This is a genomic window from Flavivirga aquimarina, from assembly GCF_030540835.1.
Classification (GTDB): domain Bacteria; phylum Bacteroidota; class Bacteroidia; order Flavobacteriales; family Flavobacteriaceae; genus Flavivirga; species Flavivirga aquimarina.
Genome location: NZ_JAUOEK010000101.1, coordinates 57674 through 81533 on the forward strand (window position 1 = coordinate 57674; position 23860 = coordinate 81533).

Below are 23860 nucleotides of genomic sequence, written 5' to 3' on the forward strand. Positions count from 1 at the left end.
GTAATTTTATATTTGAGTAAGACTTATAGTTTCATAGAAGTATTATCTTTAACTTCAAAAAATAACCTATGAGGATTTTAAAGTCTGCCATTCTATTATTTTCGCTTTTATTATTTTTTAATGCTGGTTCTCAAACAGATGAAAACGTTATTAAAGAAATCTACAAACAGTCTTTAACTAACGGAAAGAGCTACGATTGGCTAAATTATTTGTCTAATCAGATAGGCGGACGATTATCTGGCTCTTTAAATGCAGAAAAAGCAGTAGCTTATACTAAAGAAGAACTAGATAAATTAGGATTGGATAAAGTCTGGTTACAACCGGTTATGGTTCCAAAATGGGTACGCGGTTTTAAAGAATATGCTTTTATTGAATCTGAAAAAGGAAAGACTACGACAGTTAATATCTGTGCTTTGGGAGGTTCGGTTGCGACTCCAGCACTTGGTTTAAAAGCACATGTTGTAGAGGTTAAAAATTTCGAAGAATTAGAAACGCTTGGTAAAGAAAACGTAGAAGGTAAAATAGTGTTCTTTAACAGACCTATGCAAGCTGATTTAATTAGCACTTTTCAAGCTTATGGTGGATGTGTCAACCAGCGATACAAAGGAGCTGTTGAAGCTTCAAAGTATGGTGCTGTTGGTGTTATCGTGAGATCTATGAATTTAAGATTAGACGATTTGCCACATACAGGAAGTATGACCTATGATGATTTACCGGTTTCAAAACGTATCCCGTCTGCAGCTATCAGTACTAATGATGCAGACTTGTTAAGTACCATGTTAAAGCTTAACAAATCCACGAAATTTTATTTTAAACAAAACTGTAAACAACTAAAAGATGTTTTGTCCTATAATGTTATTGGACAAATAACAGGAAGTGAATTCCCAAATGAATATATGATAGTTGGCGGCCATTTAGACTCTTGGGATTTAGGTGATGGCTCTCATGATGATGGTGCAGGTGTTGTACAATCCATGGATGTATTGCGTTTATTAAAAGAAACTGGAATAAAACCTAAAAGAAGTATTAGAGTCGTATTATTTATGAATGAAGAGAATGGGTTACGAGGAGGAAAAAAATATGCAGAAGTTGCAAAACAAAAAGGAGAAAATCATGTATTTGCTTTAGAAAGTGATGCAGGTGGATTTACGTCTCGTGGGTTTTCTTTTGATTGTAGTGACGCCAGTTTTAATCAGGTGTTAAGTTGGCAACCGCTTTTTAAACCATATTTAATTCATTATTTTGAAAAAGGCGGTAGTGGAGCAGATGTGGGGCCTCTTAAAACGAATACGAATGTTTTGGCAGGATTAAGGCCGGATTCACAACGCTATTTTGATCACCACCACGCGAGTAGTGATACATTTGATGCAGTAAATAAACGCGAATTAGAATTGGGAGCAGCTACTATGACAGCTTTGGTTTATTTGTTTGATAAATATGGTGTTCCAGTAACAAAGAAAAGCCAATTGAAAAAATAATTAGGAGAATGTGGGAGGAAAAATTAAAAATTTACGACCAGCTTATAAGCAAATGCTCCAAATTTAAAAGAAAAGGAAAAACAATGCCTTATACTTCTGCCAATGGATACATGTTTTCTCTCTTTAATAAAGATTGCGAAATAGGGATTCGATTTTCGAAAGAGGTACAAGAAAAGTATATTAAGGCATTTAACTCATCCATATATAAATCTTACGGAGCCATCATGAAAGGCTACGTATTAATTCCAGAACATATGCTAGAAGATTTAGATAATGTAGCTCATTATTTAAATGAAAGCTACGATTATGTCATGTCACTAGAACCAAAATAAAATGAATAGACTTATCACAATTTTCACCTTATTAGTATCAACATTTGTAATAGCACAATCTGAAAAAGAAGTGTTGCCTTATTACGAAATACCGAGTCATCCAGAAAGTTACACCGCAGGAACAGTAGCTTCTAGAATGGTAGATGGATTGGGGTTTCGTTATTATTGGGCTACAAAAGGTTTGCGTAGTGAAGACTTAGCATATAAACCTGGTGAAACTAGTCGTACCAGTGCAGAGACGGTAGATCATATATTTGGACTTTCAAATTTCATTCTTAATTCAGTATCTGAACAAGGAAAAAAGAAAGATCAAGAAGATCTCTCTTTTGAGGAAAAAAGAAAGCAAACCTTATTGAATTTTAAAAAAGCGTCAGATATTTTAAGAACTATGGATGATGTGTCTCAATTTGATAATGACAGATTCCCATTTTGGAATATTATTAATGGTCCTATAGCAGATGCTTTATGGCATTGTGGACAAGTAGTCATGCTACGTCGTGCTTCTGGTAATCCATTTAATTCTAAAGTAAGTGTTTTTACAGGTAAGGTTAGGGAATAAGTAAAGATTGTTTACAGCAGTTTGTGCAACATTTTAAGCACTTCTATTTTTAACAAGCTAATAAACTTTTACATTCTTGCTCCATCAAGTTTCGTTTTTTATGGGCATGAACACATATATTTTATTAGTTACCTTTTCACAATTATTACGTCTCCATCTCTTAGAGCTTTAAATAATCATTTGTTATCTATACATTTTTGAATTTCTTTTCCTATTGCTTCTGACTCAAAATGGTCAGAATCATAATGTGGCATAAATGAATAATTAAAGACTCCTAATCCCTCATATATAGGTTCATTTATTCCTTTGTATGGAAAATTATTTGAGTCATCAACAATTTCGATTGATTTTAAAGACTCTGATAAAACACAAATTCCAGCACTATAACCTCCATAAAGGAAGTCTTCTCTATTTATTAGTTTTTCGAAAATTTCATCAAATCCACTTAATTTCATAGCCATTCTCAATACAAATGTATTTCCACCACTTACCCAAATTCCTCCTAATGAAGTTAGTTTTATGTTTAGTTCGTCAGTCTTATCGAAGTATTCTTTTAAATCTAATGGTTCAGCTTTGAACCCAATTTTATTTAATAATTCAATTTCTTCTTGTTGGTCTTTGTTAGCTCTTTCGGAGTCTGAACCAACCCAATCTCTTGAATTATTAATATGACCAATTTTATTGTTTTTAGGAATTAATTCCTTTAACTCTTCAATTTTATTACCAAATTTATATGATGACAAGTAGTATTTCATATTTTATTTTTTTCATTATTCTGACTAACGTCCTCCAGAGGAATTAATTTGCCAAGGGAAAATAGATGTTTTTTTTAATATCAAGACCATTGTTTAGTCCATTAATTTTAGGAATTCACTAGGAACGTATAATAATTCTTGGTAGCACCAACTATTTGGACAATCATCATTTAGTTCCGAGTGTTTAGCAATTCTTATCCTTATTGCATCATTACCTTGGTCAGTTCCTGTATAAACTTCTCCAATCTCAAAAGCCCGTTCAATTATTCCAATAAGTAAGAAGATTATTTACAAACGGTTTGTGCAACGATTATCAATATTGGGTATGATTTTTTATTCGGTTATTCTGTTTTTTAGATCCATTCTTCCATGTAAAATCCTTGTTATTTCTACTGGCTTGCTTTCTAAAATTCGATAAAAAATTATGTGGCGATTTGTTTTAAATCCGAATAATTTTGTGGTAATTCCATCATGATTTTTGCCCAAATCGGGGTTATTTGCAATTTCTTGACAATTATCAAGTAGCATATTGTAGTAACTATCCGCTTGCTTTTCAGACCATTGTTCAAAAGTATAGTCCCAAATTCTATTTAAGTCTTCAACTGCTTTGTTAGTCAGTCTATATTCAGCCATTCTTTTTTCGTCTCGCTTTTAATTCTTCAAGATTTTTTTTCGGGTCGAAATCGTGGGCGATTCCACTATCGATTCCTTCTTGAATAGCATTTCTTAAAGCAATGACCTTACTTTCCTCATTTTCTAAAAGTCGTAATCCAGCTCTGATTACTTCGCTGACATTCTTATACCGACCAGCAGAAATTTGGGTATGTACAAATTGGTCAAAATAGTTTCCAAGTGATATGGATGTGTTTTTACTCATTATAGTAGTATTTTCTCAAAAATACCAATAATTGGTAAAATGTCCAAATTTTGGGTTGAGTGATCAAATTACACCAGATGGTCTTGGTTATGAGTATTAATAATTTTAAAAAAATATTACGGAAAACCAAATGTATGTCACAAACTGCCTATAAACCCTAATATTATTGTGGGTTTCCCGAAGTTGATTGTTGTATAGATTGATTAAATTAGTTACATATTAAGTTACTATTACATTATCAAACTAAATATTTAAAACCATGAAAAAACACACAAAACGGTCAGCATTTTTTATCTTAATTTTATTAGTAATATTTTCCTGCTCGAAGGATAATGAACTAAATGAACTAGAAAATTCAAATATTAATTTACAAGAAAACTCAGTAGAACTATCTCAAGTAAAAGAGATCGCAGAAGAAATTTATTTTGCAACTAAAACTAATTCTAGCGCAAGTAAAGGTAATACTGTTAAATCTGAAAAAAGAACTATTGAGGCTATTAATGAAGTTAGGAATGAAAAAGGAAAAACCTCGTTTTATGTGATAAATTATAATGAAGGAGGATATATTCTTTTGTCGGCTGATAAAAGAACCCAACCAATACTTGGATATTCTGAGAGCGGTAAATTTGAGGTTGATGAAGATTCTTATCCTCTTGGATTAAAACTTTGGATGAAAGATGCTAAAAGTCAAATAACTGATATTCAAAATTCTAACATCGAACAATCGGAAAAAGAGAAACAAGCTTGGAAGCAAGTTCAATATGAAATAGCAAGTTCAAGTTCAAGCATATTAGCAAAAGAAGAACCTTTTGAATGTTACGAACATACTGAAACTATTACTGTAGGGCCTCTATTAAGCTCAACCTGGTATCAAACTGGAGCTTTTAATGATGCATTGTCATACATTAATTGTACTGGAGCTAATTTTCAGGTTTTTGCAGGCTGTGTTCCTATTGCTATGGCACAAGTAATGAAATACCATCAATACCCTACTAATTATAATTGGTCATCAATGCCTTTAACCTATGGCACAACTACAACAGCAAATTTCATTGCAGATATTCATGATGCTATAGGTAATGTATATAGCGGTAATCCTATATATGATTGTGATGGAACTGGAGTAAGTGCTTCTGCAAATATGGGCAATGTTTTAAAAACCCAATTCAATTATTCTTCTGCGCTTTGGGCAAATTTTAATTATAACACCGTTAAAAGCAATCTAAATTATAATAGACCTGTTATTTTAAGTGGAGATAATGGCTCAACAGGACATATGTGGGTTTGTGATGGATATCGTCAAACATCTTACTACTTTGCTGATTGTACTGGAGGTACGTTTTATCCCGTTTTTCATATGAATTGGGGTTGGAATGGAGCTTATGATGGCTATTATTCATATAACAATTTTAGCCCTAGTACTACAAACTATAATAATAACAAAAAAATGATTTATAACATAATACCTTAATGTTATGAAAAATTCATTAGTAATTTTAGTAGTTACATTACTTTTTGCGTGTGGCAAATCAAATGAAATGGAAGAACAATATAATTTAGATGTTGGTTTAGAGTTTTCTGTCCTTAATTCTCAAAATGAAGACATATTAAACCCCGAAAACCCCAATCATTTGGATGTAGCAAACATTAAATTGTTATATGTTATCAATGGAGAAAAACAAGAAGTTTATAATCCGAATTTGGATAACCCAAGAAACTTTATGATTTATAAACATGAAAACGAATATAGGATTAAAATAACTCTAAATCATTCTGAAACGTCAGGTAAATCAATTACTTATATTCAGTGGAACGATAGTGATGTTGACACTATAGAGGTTAACATAAACCGAACTCAAAATTCAATATTGCAAGATGAAATTTGGTTAAATGGTAAACAAGTATGGCAACGAGGAGATAATACAATAGATCCTTATTTTGTGTTAAGAAAATAATCTGAAAATGGAAAAGAAGAGGAAAAGTGGATGGAAGAAATTACCATTCCTAAAATTCGATATGAGAATTTAGAGTATAAAATGGGAGTACGGATTTACCATCAATAACTTTTACATTGGTAATTGCAACGATACTGGTATCTATAAGAATGAATTTTTTGACTTGTGGCGTAAAGTTTTGGGCATTTAGAGGAAATGCCATTAGTATAGATAGTACTAAAAATAAAGGCTTCATAATTTTTGAGTTAATCTGGTTTACTAAAGATACAATAAATGATAGTTAAAACAGTAATAAAATGGCACTTGTAATAATCATTAGTTATAAGTAGCTTAACCACCATAAATCCTTATTATTCGCTTTATAAGCCATATATTTTTTAGAAAGTGGGTAAAGTAATAATATAACCCCTGCCCAAATCAAATAAACAGCAAAAAGAGAATACCCATAATTTGTAGCCAAATTTCCTGTACGCCAAGCATCATTATTTAAAATCATTCTTCTCCAATCATCTCCCGTAATGACCAAACCTAACACGGCAGCTGTATGAATAACTAAAACATGAAGGAAGTAATAAAACAAGGGAACCCGACCAAATACCAAAAAGAAGTTAGTTATTTGGTTTTTAACAGTTTCAATAGCATATAAAAAGAGTAATGCCGGACCAATGGTTATTAATAAATAGCTTAATGAGGGTGGATATTTAGTAACATTAAAGAAAGACAAAACTGTTTTAGTATTGGTGTCCTGTACGACCCACGGCACTAAGTCTCCATAAATATTGATGCCTCTTATAATAAAGAATGAAACTATAGCACCAAATCCTAAAACCAGAAGCCACTTTTTTCGAATAGTAATATCAAACTCTTTTTTATATAAGGAACCTAAACAATACCCTAATACCATGAGTCCTATCCAGGGAATTACCGGATATGCAAATGCTACCATAGTGTTGGAGTTGATGGGAATAAAGTTAGATTGATGCAGCAGATACCAAATTATTGATTTAATACTTGTTCCCTGCATCGTTATACCATCTAATAAATTATGACCTGCAACCAGTATAAGCCCAATAACAAGTAATATTTTTTTAGGAATGTATATTAAAAGAGATAGTATTACCATGCTAAAACCAATAGCCCAGATAACTTGCAAACCAATAAAACCATAGGTTAAGTCGAACCACCAAATTAAGTTGTTTAAAAAGATTTCCAGAAAAATTAGCCAAAACCCCCTGGTGAACAAAAACTTAAAAAGCTGAGGTTTTGTTTTTTTACTGCCATATAAAAAAGCAGAAGTACCTGCCAAAAAAACAAATATAGGAGCACAATAATGTGTTATAAAGCGAGTGAAAAATAGAAAAGGAGTTGTCGTTTCTAAATTGGTTGGATTTGTAAAAAAAGAACCATAATGGAAATAATCTCTAACATGGTCTAATGCCATAATAACCATAACGATACCTCTTAATATATCGATGGATTCTATTCGAGTAGATTTTACTTGAGTCAATTTTTTGTTTTAATAAAAGGAAAAGCCTAAATAGATAAAAGGTGTACGCAATGTAACAAATTTATTGTATAAAAACACCTGTTGGTCTATACCGGATAATTGATATTCTTTTACAAAACACCTAAAAAGAAGGGAGACCTGACAGGTTTTTAAAACCTGGCAGGTCTATTATTGAACCAGAAAATTAATTTCTGTAATGTATTTAGATATAACGCCTATTTCGCTAAAGTAGTTTCCTTTTCTTTTTTAACAACAAAATCAACTTCAACTTGATTTTTGATTATATCATCAAAAGTTTCTCTTTTTCTAATTAAATGTGCTTTGTTTTTATACCATAAAACTTCAGCGGGGCGGTATCTGGAATTATAGTTACTAGCCATGGAGAAGCAATAGGCACCGGCATTTTTAAAACATAAAATATCTTCTTCATTAATTTCATTAATACGTCTGTTGTTTCCGAAGGTATCCGTTTCACAGATATAGCCTACTACGGTATAAAAACGCTCACGCCCTTTAGGGTTGGAAATATTTATAATATCGTGGTGCGATCCATAAAACATAGGTCTAACTAAATGATTAAACCCAGAATCTACTTGAGCAAAAACCGTTGAGGTTGTTTGTTTTACAGCGTTTACTTTAGTTAAAAAGTTTCCGGATTCGCTCACTAAAAATTTCCCCGGTTCGAATGCCAAGGTTAAATCCTTTCCATAGTTTTTACAAAATTCGTTGAACCTTGCAGACAGTTTTTTTCCTAATTCTTCTATATTAGTTTCAATATCTCCTTGTTTATAAGGAACTTTAAAGCCAGAGCCAAAATCAATAAAATCTAAATTTTTGAATTGTTTTGCGGTTTCAAATAATATTTCACTGGCATATAAAAAGACTTCAATATCTAAAATATCACTTCCTGTATGCATGTGAATACCATTAATAGTCATTTTAGTATTTTCTACTATACGTAATATGTGTGGTATCTGATGAATAGAAATCCCAAATTTAGAATCGATGTGTCCAACAGATATATTACTATTGCCACCAGCCATAACATGGGGGTTAATACGAATACATACAGGTGTTTTTGGATGTTTTGCTCCAAATTGCTCTAATATTGAAAGGTTATCAATATTAATTTTAACTCCTAATTTAGCAGCTTCTTCAATTTCAGATAAAGAAACGCCATTAGGTGTAAAAATAATCTGTTCAGGTAAAAAACCAGCAGCCAATCCTAGTTGGACTTCTTGAATAGAAACCGTATCAATACCAGACCCTAAGGTGTTTAGGAGTTTTAATATAGATATATTAGATAACGCTTTAACAGCATAGTTAATCTTGAGTTTTTTTACATTTTTAAAGGCATCAGTAAGCCTTTTATATTGATTTTCAATTTTTTCAGCATCGTATACATAAACCGGACTCCCAAAATCTTGTGCAATTTTCAGCAATTGATTTTCTAACATAATTTTCTAATTTTTTTCAAAGATATTTTATTCGGGTAAATAAATAATAAATAAATAAAAAATTATACAAATCAAACAATATGTTAATTATTTAACAATTTAGATTATCACAAAAATGTTGGTAAGTTTTCATTATTAAATATTAGGGTAAGTAATCGCTATTATTTACATTTGCTTTTCTTAAAGGATTATTGGAATTATGAACTTACACGAATATCAAGGTAAAGAAATATTAAGCAGTTTTGGCGTACGTATACAACGAGGTATCGTAGCTCAAAATGCTAATGAAGCAGTTAATGCTGCAAAACAATTAACAAGTGAGACCGGAACAAGCTGGCATGTAATTAAAGCACAAGTTCATGCTGGTGGAAGAGGTAAAGGAGGCGGTGTAAAACTGGCCAAAAATTTGAAAGAGGTAGAAGAAATTGCCGGTCAGATTATTGGAATGAATTTGATTACACCTCAAACATCTGCCGAAGGTAAAAAAGTACATCAGGTTTTGGTTGCTGAAGATGTTTATTATCCCGGAGAAAGTGAAACGGATGAGTTTTATATGTCGGTATTATTAAATAGAGGAACGGGACGTAACATGATTATGTACTCTACAGAAGGTGGTATGGATATTGAAACTGTGGCAGAAGAAACACCACATTTAATATTTACTGAAGAAGTAGATCCTACTGTTGGTTTATTACCATTTCAAGCCAGACGTGTTGCTTTTAATCTTGGTTTATCAGGTTTAGCATTTAAAGAGATGACAAAATTTGTTTCAGCTTTGTATAAGGCATATGTTGAATCCGATTCATCTTTATTTGAAATTAACCCAGTTTTAAAGACAAGTGATAACAAAATCATGGCTGTTGATGCTAAGGTAACGATAGATGATAATGCACTTTACAGACATAAAAACTATATCGATTTGCGTGATGTGCGTGAAGAAAGTGCTATTGAAGTAGAAGCCGGAGAGCTAGGTTTAAACTATGTAGATTTAGATGGTAATGTTGGATGTATGGTAAACGGTGCCGGATTGGCCATGGCTACTATGGATTTAATAAAACAAGCAGGAGGAGAGCCAGCTAACTTTTTAGATGTTGGTGGTACGGCAGATGCAGCGCGTGTAGAAGCTGCTTTTAAAATTATATTAAAAGATCCAGCTGTAAAAGCTATTTTAATAAACATATTTGGAGGTATTGTACGTTGCGATCGTGTAGCACAAGGTGTTATTGATGCTTATAAAAATATGGGTAATATTGAGGTACCTATTATAGTACGTTTACAGGGGACTAATGCAGACATTGCTAAAGAATTAATAGATAATTCTGGTTTAGATGTTATGAGTGCTACTGAGTTTCAAGAAGCTGCAGATAAAGTACAGCAAGTTTTAGCTTAATTCTTGCGAAAGCAGGAATCTAAATATACAAAAGAGCAACGTTCTTATTAATCGTTGCTCTTTTTTTGTGTTTTATTTTCCCCTTTTTTAGGCATAGGCCCTCGTAAATGAATCACAAGTCCATTTAAAAAATTGCGTAAAATTTGATCACCACATTCCATATATTTAGGATGGTCTTCTCTTCTAAAAAATGCACCGAGTTCACTTTTAGAAATTCTGAAGTCGACCAAACTTAAAATTTTCACAATATCATCATCACGAAGTTTTAAAGCAACTCGTAATTTTTTTAAAACATCATTATTTGTCATAAAATTTATTTACTCTTTTTCTACCAAAAACGACTCAATTAATTCATAAGAATATGCCTTTCTAGCGTTTTTAAGCTTTTGTAAAGATACCTTAAATATTGATTTTTGATGATTTGCCGGTAAAATAAGATAAACGAATGTATGTATCTGATAAACAAGATGTTGTGTTTTGTGTTTTTATAAAAACAAGCTTTTTGAAAATGATGAAATACCATTTTATTGGATAAAAAAAAGTGATTATTGATGAAATAAATAAAATTCACGATTAAATACGCCTTGTTTTTCGATAAGTTACATTATATACACGATTATTAAATTACTGTTGTGTGTACCTTTATAATGTAATTAATTAATCCCCTAAGTAATGATTAATAGAGTAGAAAAATTAAGTCTTTTGTCCGAAATGATTGCTTTCGCAAAATATGATAAAGACATAAAAAATATTGAATATAACTTTTTATTAGGTGTCGCAAAACAACTAGAGATAACTCGTGAAGATTTTGACTACTTAATAGAGCACCCTGTTACCTATACACATTTAAAGTCTCATAGTGAACGCATTGTACAGTTTCACAGATTGGTTTTATTAATGAATATAGATCAGGAAAATGAAAACAATACGAAAGGAGCTATAAAATTATATAATTTCGGTTTACGTATGGGACTAAGCCATGAGTCCATTACGAAGGTACTGTATTTAATGGAAAGTTTTCCAAATAAAATAGTACCGCCAGATGTGTTAATTGACATTTTTAAAACACAATATAATTAATGAAAATCTGCTAAGTCTTTATTAAATGTGTTTTAAGACCTCGATTGAGGGGTTATAGAAAAGCTAAAAGTTTAAACTTTTAGCTTTTCTAGTTTATTTTGATAGCTTTTTATTTCGTCACGTAATTTTGCAGCAATAATAAAATCTAAGGCTTTTGCAGCTTCTTCCATTAATTTGCGCTTTTCGCGAATTTTCTTTTCTAATTCTGGTTTTGTTAAATAATCGCTTTCTGGTTCTGCCGCCTTTAATGCCTCTAGTTCGTAACTATAAGTACTTACTGAATTTTTAGACAAAGCATTATCCAGACTTTTATTAAGTGGCTTTGGGGTAATATTGTTTTTGTTATTGTAAGCTATTTGTCTTTCACGTCTGTAATTAGTTTCATCAATAGTCTTTTGCATACTATTGGTTATTTTATCTGCATACATAATAGCTTTGCCATTTAAATTTCTTGCAGCTCTACCTACGGTTTGTGTTAAAGATCGAGTTGAGCGCAAAAAGCCCTCTTTGTCAGCATCTAAAATAGCAACAAGAGATACTTCGGGTAAATCCAAGCCTTCTCTTAAAAGATTCACACCAACTAAAACATCAAATAGTCCTTTGCGTAAGTCCTGCATAATCTCTACGCGTTCTAAAGTATCTACATCACTATGTATATAGCGACAGCGAACTTGTATTCTGTCTAAGTATTTGGTTAACTCTTCTGCCATTCTTTTGGTAAGCGTTGTAACCAATGTACGCTCATCTTTCTCTACTCTCAGTTGTATTTCTTCTATTAAATCATCTATTTGATTTAAACTGGGACGTATTTCAATAATAGGATCTAATAATCCTGTCGGACGAATTACTTGTTCAATATAAACACCATCTGTTTTTTGAAGCTCATAATCGGCAGGTGTGGCACTTACATATATGACCTGATTTTGAATGGCTTCAAATTCTTCAAATTTTAACGGGCGATTATCCATAGCCGCTGGAAGCCTAAAACCATATTCAACCAGGTTTTCTTTCCTGCTTCTATCACCACCATACATGGCATGTACTTGTGAAATAGTTACATGACTTTCATCTACTACCATTAAATAATCATCAGGAAAATAATCCAGTAAGCAGAAGGGACGGGTACCCGGTAATCTGCCATCAAGATAACGTGAATAGTTTTCTATGCCTGAGCAATAGCCTAGTTCACGAATCATTTCTAAATCGAATTCGGTACGTTCTTTAAGCCGTTTGGCTTCTAGGTGTTTACCAATTTCCTTAAAATAATCGTGTTGTTTTACCAGATCTTCCTGAATGTTTTTAATGGCTCCTTGTAATACATCTGGAGAGGTTACAAACATATTTGCAGGGTAGATGGTAAGTTGATCGTATTTTTCAATAACCTGATTGGTTTGAACATTAAAAGATTCGATGTCTTCAATTTCATCTCCAAAAAAGTGAATCCTAAAAGCATCATCGGCATAACTTGGAAAAATGTCCACCGTATCACCTTTTATTCTAAAATTACCGTGCTTAAAATCGGCTTCAGTTCTGGAATAAAGGCTTTGTACTAATTGATGTAATAATTTTGTTCTCGAAATAACCTGATCTCGTTTTAAAGACACCACATTTTTTTGAAACTCAATAGGATTTCCTATACCATAAATACACGAAACCGATGCAATTACCAACACATCGCGACGACCAGAAAGTAAGGAAGATGTAGCACTTAGACGCATCTTCTCAATTTCTTCGTTAATAGATAAATCTTTTTCTATATAAACGCCTGAAACAGGAATGTAAGCTTCCGGTTGATAGTAATCATAATAAGAAACAAAATACTCAACAGCATTATTGGGAAAAAACTGTTTAAACTCCGAGTATAATTGAGCTGCTAGTGTTTTATTATGTGCTAAGACTAAGGTTGGACGTTGCACTTCTTCAATAACATTAGCAACCGTAAAGGTTTTTCCTGAACCTGTTACACCAAGTAATGTTTGATATTTTTCATTAGAAGCAATACCATTAACTAGTTGTTTTATAGCTTCCGGTTGATCTCCGGTAGGGCTAAATTCCGATTCAATTTTAAACTGCATAATACAAAATTACACAATATGATTACCTTTTTAGTGTAAAGTGTCCAGAAAACTCTCTTCCGTCTTCTAAATAAACCCTAAACCAGTAATCATCTGTTGGTAATTGAGTACCATTAAAAGTGCCATCCCAACCAGGTTCTAGAGGACTTATTTGTTTTAAAAGTTTACCATAGCGATCGAAAATTAAAACCACACTATTGGATTGATTTGTAGCACCTATACCTTTGATCTTCCAATAATCATTTACAGAATCACCATTAGGCGTAAAAAATTGGTTGTGTCCGATTACAGCGATATCAAACATTGTGGTAGGACAAACTTTATCTCTTATATGTAAGGTATAAAAACCGGGGGTTACATTATAGAAAATAGGCTCATCTTGAAATACTATAAAAGGAGATTCCTCTTCTTGCAATGCATAGTCGTATTCTCCAAAACCTAATATCGAAGGGTCTATAATACTTACGGTATGATTATAAGAAGGTGCAGATATGTCTATATTTTCATAGGTGATGGTTGCTTGTTCTGATGCATCCACAAATATTTCTCTGGTTCTGGGGCACCCCGTGCCATCTGTTTTAGTTAAAGTAATATAATAAGTACCCGCATTTGATTCTGTTATAGTTCGTTCGTTAGATATTAATTGATTTGTAATAGTTCCATCTAAATTATCCCAATGCCATGTATATGTAAATGTTTCTGTTATGTCTGTTTCTTCAGGTGATAACGTTACAGTAAATGAAGGTTCTGATGAACAAACTATTCGTGGCGTTTCTACTGTAAATTCTGGTAACGGATTTACTGTAAGTTCAATTTCGGTAGGGTCAGAACAAACAGCATTGATAGGGTTTACAACATCTACAGTTATAATTTGATTTTGAGAGTTCAAAGGGTTGGGCAAGGAAGTAGCATCAACTACTGAATTACCATTCTCGTCTATATAATCGTAGTAGATATCCATTGTACCTAACTGCGACCCTAAAATGGTATTTGTAAAGGTAGATGTATCAAAAGGATAGTAGCCATCATCATCTACATCACCCATATCACCATCACATACTATTTGTGGTGCAACTTGATTTGCAATTGGTTGAACATCTACTCTAAAGGTAATAGTGGTTTCATCATAGCATGGACCATCAAGAGCTGCTGTGGTGTTATTAGTAACTCGAGCTGTAATGGTTTGAGATGTTGATAGGAATGTATTTGGAAAGGGGCTTGAAATTAAGTTGCCATCAAAGTCTCTTAATGGGTTTCCAGAAGCATCAAAGTAGGAAACAGAAACATCGGTTAAACTTTGTCCGTTTAATAAATCTGTTTCTAAAGTGGTTGTATTAAAAGAGAATCCGTTAGTAGGATCAGTATCGTTATCACATTCTATAAAAGGGACTATGTCATTGGCTATTGGTAAAGCCTCAACGTTTAGTAGAACATGAGCTCCTAAACCTAAACAATCATTTGAAACAGCACTATCTACTCTTATATATATATATTGTGACCCTGGGTATCCTATATTCCTGTAATTTGTAATATCGGTAATTTCATTAATTTCTGCCAAAGCATCTGCCTCATTTCTATAGTAACGTGGCTGCAAAGCATTTGAAGGAAGAGAGCTTAAAACAATATTTGTTACACTACTAAAATCAAATGTAGCAATTCCGTCTCTATCATCATTGTTCGTGTTATCAAGTCCATTAATGTCCAGAAAGTCATCACATTGATTAAAAGTCTCTAAAAATGTCGACGGAATGGCTGTTGTAGATACGTTTAATTGAATTTCGGAAACCTGTGCACATCCGAAAGATGATTCTACACGTGCCCATACGATATCTGTACTTACAGTTCTATTAATAAACGTTATTGGATCATTAATATAATCTGGACTTGTAGTATCTCCTAAAGTAGCAGCTGCTTGTGTTAAAAAATATGTAAATGTTTCGTTAGAGGCATTTGTAGAAATTTCATTGTTGGCTTCTGTTAGATTAAAAGGACTGAAACCAAGTGTTGTAGGGTCGTCGTTGTCACATTGTACTAATGTTACAGGTGAATTTACAATAGGTAAAGGGTGTACTGTTAATTCGATTTCATCTGAGTAAAAACCACAACTATTACCGGCCAGATTTAAAAATGCTCTATATTGGTATGTATTATAAGAAATCGGTGTATTGGAAATATTTAAATTAACTGTTTGAGTTCCACTGTAAATGGCATCGTCTACAATCGGGTTCCAATTAATACCGTCTGTACTAAGTTCCCATTGAATGGTATCCATAGCTGATGTTGCTATAGATATTGTGGTATTTGAAAATTCGCAAACTTCCGTATCTATAGGCTGAGTTGTTATGGTTATAGTTGCAAAATCCAAATAATCGCTATTGGGAATAGTATACCCATCACTAGTATTTGTAACTAATACTAATCCGGAAGCGTTAATTGTAACGGGGTTATCTCCTCCTAATAAATCATTGCCATTTGCATCAGAAAAGCCGGCCTCTATAACATCGCTACATGTGTCGCCATCGCTGTCTAAATCAATATAACTATATATGGTGTCGTTATCCAGATCATTAGGTGTATAGCCAATAAGATTACTGTCCGATGCAGTTTCAGCAGCATCTGCCCAGCCATTAACACCGTAAGCCGGTCCATCTTCAATACCATCCAGATTTGCATCAAACAGTAAGGTGTTCAATTGTCCGGATTCTATTAAATCATAAATACCGTCATTATCACTGTCTAAATCATAGAAATCAAAAATAGTATCGTTATCAGAATCAAGAGGTGTTACATTAATATCGTAAATATCATCTAGTCCGTTAGCATCTATATCTATACCTGATAGAGCTTCTAGTAAGCCATTATTTTCAATATTATCTGGGATACCATCGTTATCACTATCTAAATCTATTTCATCTTTAACCCCATCTAAATCCGTATCTTTTTTAAAGCAGGTAAGTGATATAATACCATTACTAAATGTAGAAGCTGTGGTTGTATTTGATAACTTATGGATAAAAGAAAATCCATCTACTTGATTGGCGAAAAATTGATACGGGGTATTGCCTAAAGGTGCTGGGTTTATTTTATAATGAATTTCTGATCCTGAAATTTGAGTGACTCCTGTTTCAAAAACGCCATCAAAGTTAGTATCAACCAATAAACGGTTATCTGGGTCGATTAGTGTGATATTTTTATTAGCCGGTAAAATTTTGGCAATAAAAAATTCGCCAGTAGTAGCCACATGTGTTATGGCTGTATCTTCCATAAATTTTACATTCACTGATTCTGTAAAATTCAATGTATATGTGCTTTCTGCATTTGCTGCTGGTTGAACGATGCTTGTAAAGCCACCAGTGGCTGTGCCTGTTATGGTATTTGCTGTATTATTTCCTGAACTATTATTTTGGGTGAATGATGATGAGGTTATTGTAGTATTAGTGGTGTTGTCTTGAAAAAGAAGCCGAGGGGGGAGGCCTTTGTCAGCAATATTTACTGTAACATCACCATTTGATTCTATACAATTAAGAATGCCATCATTATCATTATCTATGTCAATATTATCAATAATACCATCATTATCTGTATCGTCTGGACAGATGCTTACTGGAACTTCTGCAGATTCTAACCTTTCCAAGGTACAGGTTATAACTCCAATCAATTTATATTTTCCGGGAAGTGTTGGTGTTAAAAAAGGGGTACTTATAAACTGGTTTTGGAACCCTGTTCCATCATCGAACCACCATTCAAAACTATCAAAATTTTGAGTATTGGCAGCTTCTAAAGTAATATTAGGAATACAATTTCCCAAGGTTGCGAATTGTGCATCAAAATTAATTTCTGGTGGAGAAGGAAAACCGGAATAAAAACTCCCGGAAGTGGCTGCTCCATTAAAGTTAAAGTAGGCACAATATAATTCATCGCTACTTTCAACTGATATATTTCCTGTAAGCCCGGTAACTTTGTATGTTACATAGTCGGTTTTGCCAGTAACAGTACTGGGGCCAATTGTAGAGAAACTAGATATGGGTGTATTGTTAATGGTTACAGTAGCTCCGGATTTTGTAACGATGGTTACACCTCCGGTGTAATTAGTATTTCCGATATCTTCAATATTGGCTATGTTATCCAGATTCCCTCTGGCTTCGCAGCTTAATGGCGGCACAAAAAACATGCCTTGATTGGCTTCACTGGTTGTTGCTCCTACACCTTGATAAGCAAAGACAGGCGCGGAAGTTTCAACATACATATTACCACTGGTATTAAAGTTATTTCCTTCTATTAGATAGTATTCGCCCGCATTAATTGTTGTTACGGGTGCATTCCCATTTATGCTTATGGTTGTATTGTCTGTATGTGCTACAATTAGAATGTTTTCCCAATCATTATTACCATCTCCTTTAACGAAAATATATTCTGTTCCAACTTTTGATAAGCCCACAATTTGATCTATACCATAATCTCGACCACCGCCGTTATGAAAACTACCATTTGTGGAGCCACAGCTTACCACTATAGGTTTATCGGAGCTTATTAAACAACCTATTAAGCCATCATGGTTAATAACAGAGCTACTACTGTTTGTTGCTATAGTATAGCTTTCGCCTTTATTTAAAGTTGTATTTATGGGTGTGGTTCCAGAATAATTTTTTATAATAATACCAGCAGGAAGGTCACTAAAGGAGACCTGTGTATTATCCTCGGTTGCCATAACTGATGCAAAATTTAAATAATTATCTTGTGGGTTTTCATTTGTATAACTGCCGACTCTAAAAGTAGTTCCCAAGGCTGAAATTCCTTTACTTACTAAAGCTCCAGCTTGAGCAGTAGAACCTGCATTCATTCTTACTGATACATAAATAGGGCTTTCGGCTTCAATAATATAGCCTCTGTTGTTAACGACTACGCTTGTTTGTGATGAAGGGATAAATAATTGCCCGTTTCCAGAACCTATAGAGATTCGTTGTGGGTTTGTATTTGAAACATTACCAGTTATATTACTAGTAGTTGGTTGACCAACAGGCATAATAGTAAATGGAATATTTGTTGTACTTGGTGTTGATATGTAAATATATTGATCTTCTGGATTAGCATTTCCAAATTCTGCACTTGTTAGTGGTGGGATGTAATGTGTTTTATTTAATTGAGAATAACCTTGTGTAGTGATAGTAATTATAAATAATAATAATATTTTTTTATAAAGAATATTAGATTGCATAATCTACAATTGGTTGGGAGGGTTCTAATTGAACTAAATACTTAAAAATATAGTATTTAGTTCAATTAGACCTTAAAAAAACAGGAAGGTTTAAATTTTTTAGATAAAAAAAGTTTAATGGCGATTATTTTAATAAACTATTGTGTATTATCTTACTTTTATGTTAAAACTTTTATGAGATTAACGTTTTAAAGCAAAATGACCTTTAATATTAAAGGCATTGCCATTTTGGATAACATCGGCTGAGAACCAATAATCATCAGAAGGCATATTTTGTCCATTATATGTACCATCCCAACCAATGGACGTATGTGGTAAGGTTTTAATAAGTTTACCATGTCTGTTGTATATATGAACAATGGTTCCTGGTAATAATTCAATACCTACTATATGCCAGGTATCGTAGAAACCATCACTATTTGGCGTGACAAATTTTGGTATATCTATAACCATCACATCTTGCGAAACATCCATACATCCATTTAAATCTCTTACAGTAACGGTATGCAAGCCAAATGTCACATTTTCAAAAATATTAGATGTTTGTGGTTCGCCGTCATCTAATATAAATACATAATTCCCAATATTACTGGTGTCAATATCTACTGTAATACTGTTCGGGTCTGCAAAATCAACTGTTGTTGTAAAGTTTATGGTGGCCGATTGAGAATCGATAACAGAAAAATGATGTGTATATGGACAATCTCCACCTATAATATAGGGTCTGGTAACGGTCACTGAATAATTTCCGATTTCGCTAATATCATTTAATAGTATTTCTGGTGTTGTTTCTCCTGTAGACCATGAATAAGTGTCATCTGGGTTCCCTGTTTCTGCACTAATTACAAGAGGTAGATTATCTATACACAACGGAACCACATCATCAATAGGTATTACTGGTAATGGGTTTATACGAACTGAAAATTGTGTGGTATCAAAGCAGCCTGTATTGTTGTTTTCAATACGAGCATAAATAATTTCACTATCAAATGCGAGGTAATTATTGTCTACCATATTTGTACCTGCTTCAGCATTGGTAGTATCATTATAATAGGTAATAGTATAGTCTGAGGCATTTTGTGTTCCCAAAATACTATTAGTAGTTAATGCTGGTAAATTGAATTCAAACAATCCGTCAAAATTATCATCACATGTAATTAAATCCGGAATTGTGTTTGCAATGGGGTTTGGGTTTATTTGCAGATTGAATGAAGGTGCAATATAACAGCCAGTTGTGTTATCTGAAACTCTTATAAATATAGTATGATTGCTCGATGTATAATTAAATATGTTACTTAATGGTGCTAAGCCGTCATCGGCATCGCTTTGAGAATTGTGATATGATATAGTTACCAAACTAGGATCATCTACAATCATGGTATCTACAGTAGATAAATCGAAAGTATCTGTATCATTATCACAAATAGGGATGGTTCCTATATTATTAGTGGGAGGAGGTAGGTTTATTTCTAATTCTAGTGGTACGACACTAAAACACTCGGTTAAAGTATTTGCCACTTTGATATATACAGTTTTTGCGTTAGAAATAAAATTTGATGGATCTACTATTTCGTTTGTGTTATCTAAACCATCGTTTTGGTTTATGTCATCAAAATTTTCAAAATAGTTTATTATAAGGCTAGTTTGGATTCTATCTAAAATTTCAAAATCGGCTGTTGTTAAATCAAATGTTGTACTCCCATCGTAATCTTCATCGCATAGCGTTAGCGGGGTAGGTATAGTAATATCTGGAGCAGCAAGAATATTTATATTTATTTCTTCAATAACATAGCAAAGTGAGTCGTCACTTTCAATTCTGGTATATATGGTTTGTGGGTTTCTGGTATTAGTATAAGTGAGAGGTAATGCATTATCATTAGCTTCTGCATCTTCTCTGGTGATGTGAAACGTAATATTTAGAACTTCAGGAGGGGTAGGACCCTGTATTTCTAAAATTTTTTCATTTAGATCAAATGTATCTATACCATCATTAGATATGTCATCACATCTAAAAAAAGGATCGGGAATATTGTAAACGGGATCTGGGGATACTTGTAATATAAATGAAGCGATATCAAAACAACTGGCATCAGTTATATTCTCCACGCGCACATAAATGGTTTGAGTTCTGGAATTGTTTCGGTATAGAGCATTTTTATCAATAGGTATTGTGAAAGCTGCATCTTCAAAATAAAAAACTTCTTTACCTATTTGCCCATTTAAAATTTCTGCATCTTTATCAACTAACAAAAAATCTGCTGTACTACCGCCACCTGTTTGACAAATCTGAAAGTTGCTAATAGTTGGGATATCCGGTAAGGTGTTAACAATGACTTCAAGTTCTACAATATTATAACATCCGGAAGTGCTTACAGTGCTTTCTACTCTTATAAAAATGGTTTGAGTTGTAGCATTGAATGTTGTAGGGTTCGTAATGGGATTTGTAAAGCTATCAGCATCATCAAAAGACGTAAAAAAATCTATATCTAATCCAGTTGGTATAGGGCTCCCCACAACTTCAGTAAGTTTATCTTCAAGATTTATAATAGAAAATCCATCTTGGTCATTATCACAAATTAAGTATGGGCTTGGCTGTGTAGCAGGAGGAGCTAAAGTGACCTCAATTTCAAAAGAATTTGTAGTAGCACATCCTGTATCATTATTAGTAATTCGAGCGAAAATAGGCTCTATAGGATTTGTATTTGTGAAAAAATCCGGTAGTTGATTGGACGTGTTATTTTCTGCATCGAAAAAGGTAGGGAAATAGGTCACAGTAAAATCTGTGTTACTATTAGTTACCATATCATCAAGTGAGTGTAGATCAATGCTAACAAAGCCATCATCGTCGGTATCACAATAGGGAATCGGGTTAGCTGGATTGAATTGTAATATCGGGTTTACAAGTAATGTTATTTCGCCTACTTGTGCACAATTTCCATCGTCTAGGCTTACATATAACACTGTAGGGCTGGTAGCTTCATATAATACCCCTTTAGGTATAGGTGCATTGTTATTATCTCTATCGCCTTCTGTTTCATAAAAAGTAACAGTAACCGGATTTGTTAAATCATTGGCAATATGAGTTTCTACGGATGTTAAATTGAATTCTAATGTATCATTATCTATATCATTATTATCGCATAAGGCAAAATCTCCTAGATTTGTACCGGTTAAAAGTAGATTAGTGTGAATTTCAAGAGGAACTATAGAAGCACAGAGCGTTGTATTACTTTCTATTCTTATATATATAGTTTGCTCTTCAAAGTTTATATTTTGATAATTTGTTTCATTTGGAATAGGGTTACTACCCGTATTGGCATCATCGTAACTTTCATGGAATGTTGGTGTTACACCAGCAGGTAAACCACCAACAATATTACTTAAAGCATGTCTTAAATTAAAACTAGCGAATCCATCTAAATCTGTATCACAAGCATCCAGATAGAGTGTTTCTCTATCTACTATGGGGCTTATCGTCATATTTACCGTTAATGTTTCAGATGTGTTTACACAGCCTGTTAACGCGTTTATGACACGAACATAAATGATCTCTGTAGGTGTATTGCTATTAACATAAGGAGAGGGTATCGGGTTATTACCAGTATTAGCATCAGCCTGGCTATCATGATAAGATACTATTAAATTACTTTGACCATTGGTTATTTGACTATCTTTTTGTGTTAAGTCTATGATAGCAAAACCATCTGGAGAATCATCTTCGTCACAAATTTCTAAAGTTGATGGGGCGGTTATATTTGGAATTGGATTTACTACTAAATTAAAAGTAGTATAGGCAAAACAGTTGCTGTCTAAATCGTCTATTCTAACAAAAATAGGTTGAGGATTCACTGTATTAGAGATGGGAGCGGTTATATCATTAACATTAGCTCTGGCATCTGCATCAGAAAGGTGGTATGTATAGGTGTAATTTGAAAAGGGGATGTTATTGATGAGTTCTGTATCTTTAGTTGAAAGGTCAAATGTTTCACTTTCATCACCACTTATATCATCACATAATCCATAATCGCTAATAGGAGTAATAGGTTCTTCTGTATTTAATGACACATTTATTTCATCTTCTTCAGGGCAACTTGTTCCATTTAAATCTACAGTAACAACAACTCTATAAGTACCACTTTGAATGGCATTATATGTAGGGTTTATAGCGCCATTTATTAAGTTATTATCTAAATACCAGGCATAAGTAGCCATAGGGTTTTGTATATCTGCATCTAAAAGTGTTGAGCTTGCACAAGTTTCTATATCATCACCTAAGTCTAAAATTTTAAAACTATCGCCTTCAATAAATACGGCAGAATCAAAAGTCCCATCGTTTTGATCGGCAATAATTATTTTAACATGATATGTAATATTAGGGGTAATAGTTGTTGATGCTGTTAATACGGTGGTGCGTCCAATATAATTAGTATCTCCTATATTGTAACCATCAAAATATTGTTGATTTTGGGGCGCACAGGCAGGAAGTAAATTAGGACGTACATTGTTTGTGTTAACAGGGTCAGATGTTCCCGGCACTAAAGCAATGTTTTGATAAGGCCCTGTACTGCTAGCTTCTCTAATAAGAAAGACAAACCCATCAGAAACTAAACAAGGATTAATACCATCATAGTCTTCTGATGCAAATAAATAGTTAAATTGAACTTGATTTGATATGGATACGATATCGAACTCTATAGATGTTGCGTTTAGGGTATTTGTAATACCTAAAGCAGTTTCCAAATCTGGATCTGTTCCCCAGGTTGTAGAACTTTCACTAAGCGGAGGTGTAATGACACCATTTCCAGCAGAGGTAGCACTACCGGTTGAAAGCATGATACCATTTTCGAAAGGGAAATTTGAGCCGGCACGTTCAAAATACCCATAACTTGGTAGTCCATGCATATTGCCATTAACCGATGAGGTTATATTAGAAATATCCACACAACCATCTACCAGATTATCTTCTATAAGTTGTTGTAAACCTACATTACTATCTACTGTTATTTGCTGAGAAAACATGGCGTTATTACAGCAAATAAGTATAAATAAGAAATAACAAATAAATCTCATGGTCTGTAGGCCTTCTTTTTTTGATTCTTTTAGATCAATATTTATTTAAATAGAATATCGGGTAAATTTTGATCGGAAAGTAGATGTTTTTTGAGTGAAACACAAAAAAA

General features: G+C 33.2%; 17 protein-coding genes. 7 read left to right on the top strand and 10 right to left on the bottom strand.

Annotated elements, in window-relative coordinates:
* Window positions 1–68 precede the first annotated feature (68 nt).
* Genes Q4Q35_RS08985 through Q4Q35_RS08995 form a run of 3 tightly spaced genes read left to right on the top strand, consistent with a single transcriptional unit; the run spans window position 69 to window position 2369 of the window.
* On the top strand, window positions 69–1478 hold the full coding sequence (locus tag Q4Q35_RS08985) for a M20/M25/M40 family metallo-hydrolase (protein WP_303277636.1): 1410 nt from the start codon (window positions 69–71) through the stop codon (window positions 1476–1478).
* 8 nt (window positions 1479–1486) lie between these two features.
* A complete protein-coding gene (locus tag Q4Q35_RS08990; protein ID WP_303277637.1) occupies window positions 1487–1810 on the top strand; it encodes a hypothetical protein in 324 nt (107 codons plus the stop codon).
* A 1-nt stretch (window position 1811) separates the two neighbouring features.
* Window positions 1812–2369 (top strand): DinB family protein, encoded by a 558-nt coding sequence (locus tag Q4Q35_RS08995; protein ID WP_303277638.1) that lies wholly within the window; start codon window positions 1812–1814, stop codon window positions 2367–2369.
* Between the two features lie 176 nt (window positions 2370–2545).
* On the opposite strand, the gene Q4Q35_RS09000 is transcribed toward Q4Q35_RS08995, so the two are convergent.
* The 3 genes from Q4Q35_RS09000 to Q4Q35_RS09010 form a co-directional block, all read right to left on the bottom strand.
* Complete coding sequence (locus Q4Q35_RS09000; protein WP_303277639.1) at window positions 2546–3124, bottom strand: Type 1 glutamine amidotransferase-like domain-containing protein; 579 nt, start codon at window positions 3122–3124, stop codon at window positions 2546–2548.
* A gap of 333 nt (window positions 3125–3457) precedes the next feature.
* On the bottom strand, window positions 3458–3757 hold the full coding sequence (locus Q4Q35_RS09005) for a type II toxin-antitoxin system RelE/ParE family toxin (RefSeq protein WP_303277640.1): 300 nt from the start codon (window positions 3755–3757) through the stop codon (window positions 3458–3460).
* Window positions 3750–4001, bottom strand: a complete 252-nt coding sequence (locus tag Q4Q35_RS09010) for a type II toxin-antitoxin system ParD family antitoxin (protein WP_303277641.1) — start codon at window positions 3999–4001, stop codon at window positions 3750–3752. The genes Q4Q35_RS09005 and Q4Q35_RS09010 overlap by 8 nt, the downstream gene beginning before the upstream one ends.
* A 259-nt stretch (window positions 4002–4260) precedes the next feature.
* Here Q4Q35_RS09010 and Q4Q35_RS09015 point away from each other — a divergent pair, with 259 nt between their 5' ends.
* A complete protein-coding gene (locus Q4Q35_RS09015; RefSeq protein WP_303277642.1) occupies window positions 4261–5472 on the top strand; it encodes a C10 family peptidase in 1212 nt (403 codons plus the stop codon).
* A 4-nt stretch (window positions 5473–5476) separates the two neighbouring features.
* On the top strand, window positions 5477–5956 hold the full coding sequence (locus Q4Q35_RS09020; protein ID WP_303277643.1) for a hypothetical protein: 480 nt from the start codon (window positions 5477–5479) through the stop codon (window positions 5954–5956).
* Window positions 5957–6005: 49 nt separating this feature from the next.
* Here Q4Q35_RS09020 and Q4Q35_RS09025 read toward each other — a convergent pair whose 3' ends face one another.
* The 3 genes from Q4Q35_RS09025 to lysA form a co-directional block, all read right to left on the bottom strand.
* On the bottom strand, window positions 6006–6191 hold the full coding sequence (locus Q4Q35_RS09025) for a hypothetical protein (protein WP_303277644.1): 186 nt from the start codon (window positions 6189–6191) through the stop codon (window positions 6006–6008).
* A gap of 84 nt (window positions 6192–6275) precedes the next feature.
* On the bottom strand, window positions 6276–7463 hold the full coding sequence (locus tag Q4Q35_RS09030; RefSeq protein WP_303277645.1) for an acetyltransferase domain-containing protein: 1188 nt from the start codon (window positions 7461–7463) through the stop codon (window positions 6276–6278).
* 215 nt (window positions 7464–7678) lie between these two features.
* Window positions 7679–8920 (bottom strand): diaminopimelate decarboxylase, encoded by a 1242-nt coding sequence (gene lysA / locus Q4Q35_RS09035; protein WP_303277646.1) that lies wholly within the window; start codon window positions 8918–8920, stop codon window positions 7679–7681.
* Window positions 8921–9119: 199 nt separating this feature from the next.
* Between lysA and sucC the strand changes: the two genes are divergently transcribed.
* Window positions 9120–10310: an ADP-forming succinate--CoA ligase subunit beta gene (sucC, locus tag Q4Q35_RS09040; protein ID WP_303277647.1), complete on the top strand. Its 1191-nt coding sequence runs from the start codon at window positions 9120–9122 to the stop codon at window positions 10308–10310.
* 47 nt (window positions 10311–10357) lie between these two features.
* Here sucC and Q4Q35_RS09045 read toward each other — a convergent pair whose 3' ends face one another.
* On the bottom strand, window positions 10358–10618 hold the full coding sequence (locus Q4Q35_RS09045) for a DUF1456 family protein (RefSeq protein ID WP_303277648.1): 261 nt from the start codon (window positions 10616–10618) through the stop codon (window positions 10358–10360).
* A 364-nt stretch (window positions 10619–10982) separates the two neighbouring features.
* Between Q4Q35_RS09045 and Q4Q35_RS09050 the strand changes: the two genes are divergently transcribed.
* Complete coding sequence (locus tag Q4Q35_RS09050; RefSeq protein ID WP_303277649.1) at window positions 10983–11390, top strand: TerB family tellurite resistance protein; 408 nt, start codon at window positions 10983–10985, stop codon at window positions 11388–11390.
* 71 nt (window positions 11391–11461) lie between these two features.
* Here the strand turns inward: Q4Q35_RS09050 and uvrB are convergent, their stop codons facing one another.
* The 3 genes from uvrB to Q4Q35_RS09065 form a co-directional block, all read right to left on the bottom strand.
* A complete protein-coding gene (uvrB, locus tag Q4Q35_RS09055; RefSeq protein ID WP_303277650.1) occupies window positions 11462–13465 on the bottom strand; it encodes an excinuclease ABC subunit UvrB in 2004 nt (667 codons plus the stop codon).
* A gap of 22 nt (window positions 13466–13487) precedes the next feature.
* Entirely contained in the window at window positions 13488–18680 is a 5193-nt protein-coding gene (locus Q4Q35_RS09060) for an FIDD domain-containing protein (protein WP_303277651.1), read from the bottom strand.
* A 180-nt stretch (window positions 18681–18860) separates the two neighbouring features.
* Window positions 18861–23750, bottom strand: a complete 4890-nt coding sequence (locus Q4Q35_RS09065) for a T9SS type B sorting domain-containing protein (RefSeq protein WP_303277652.1) — start codon at window positions 23748–23750, stop codon at window positions 18861–18863.
* Window positions 23751–23860 lie beyond the last annotated feature (110 nt).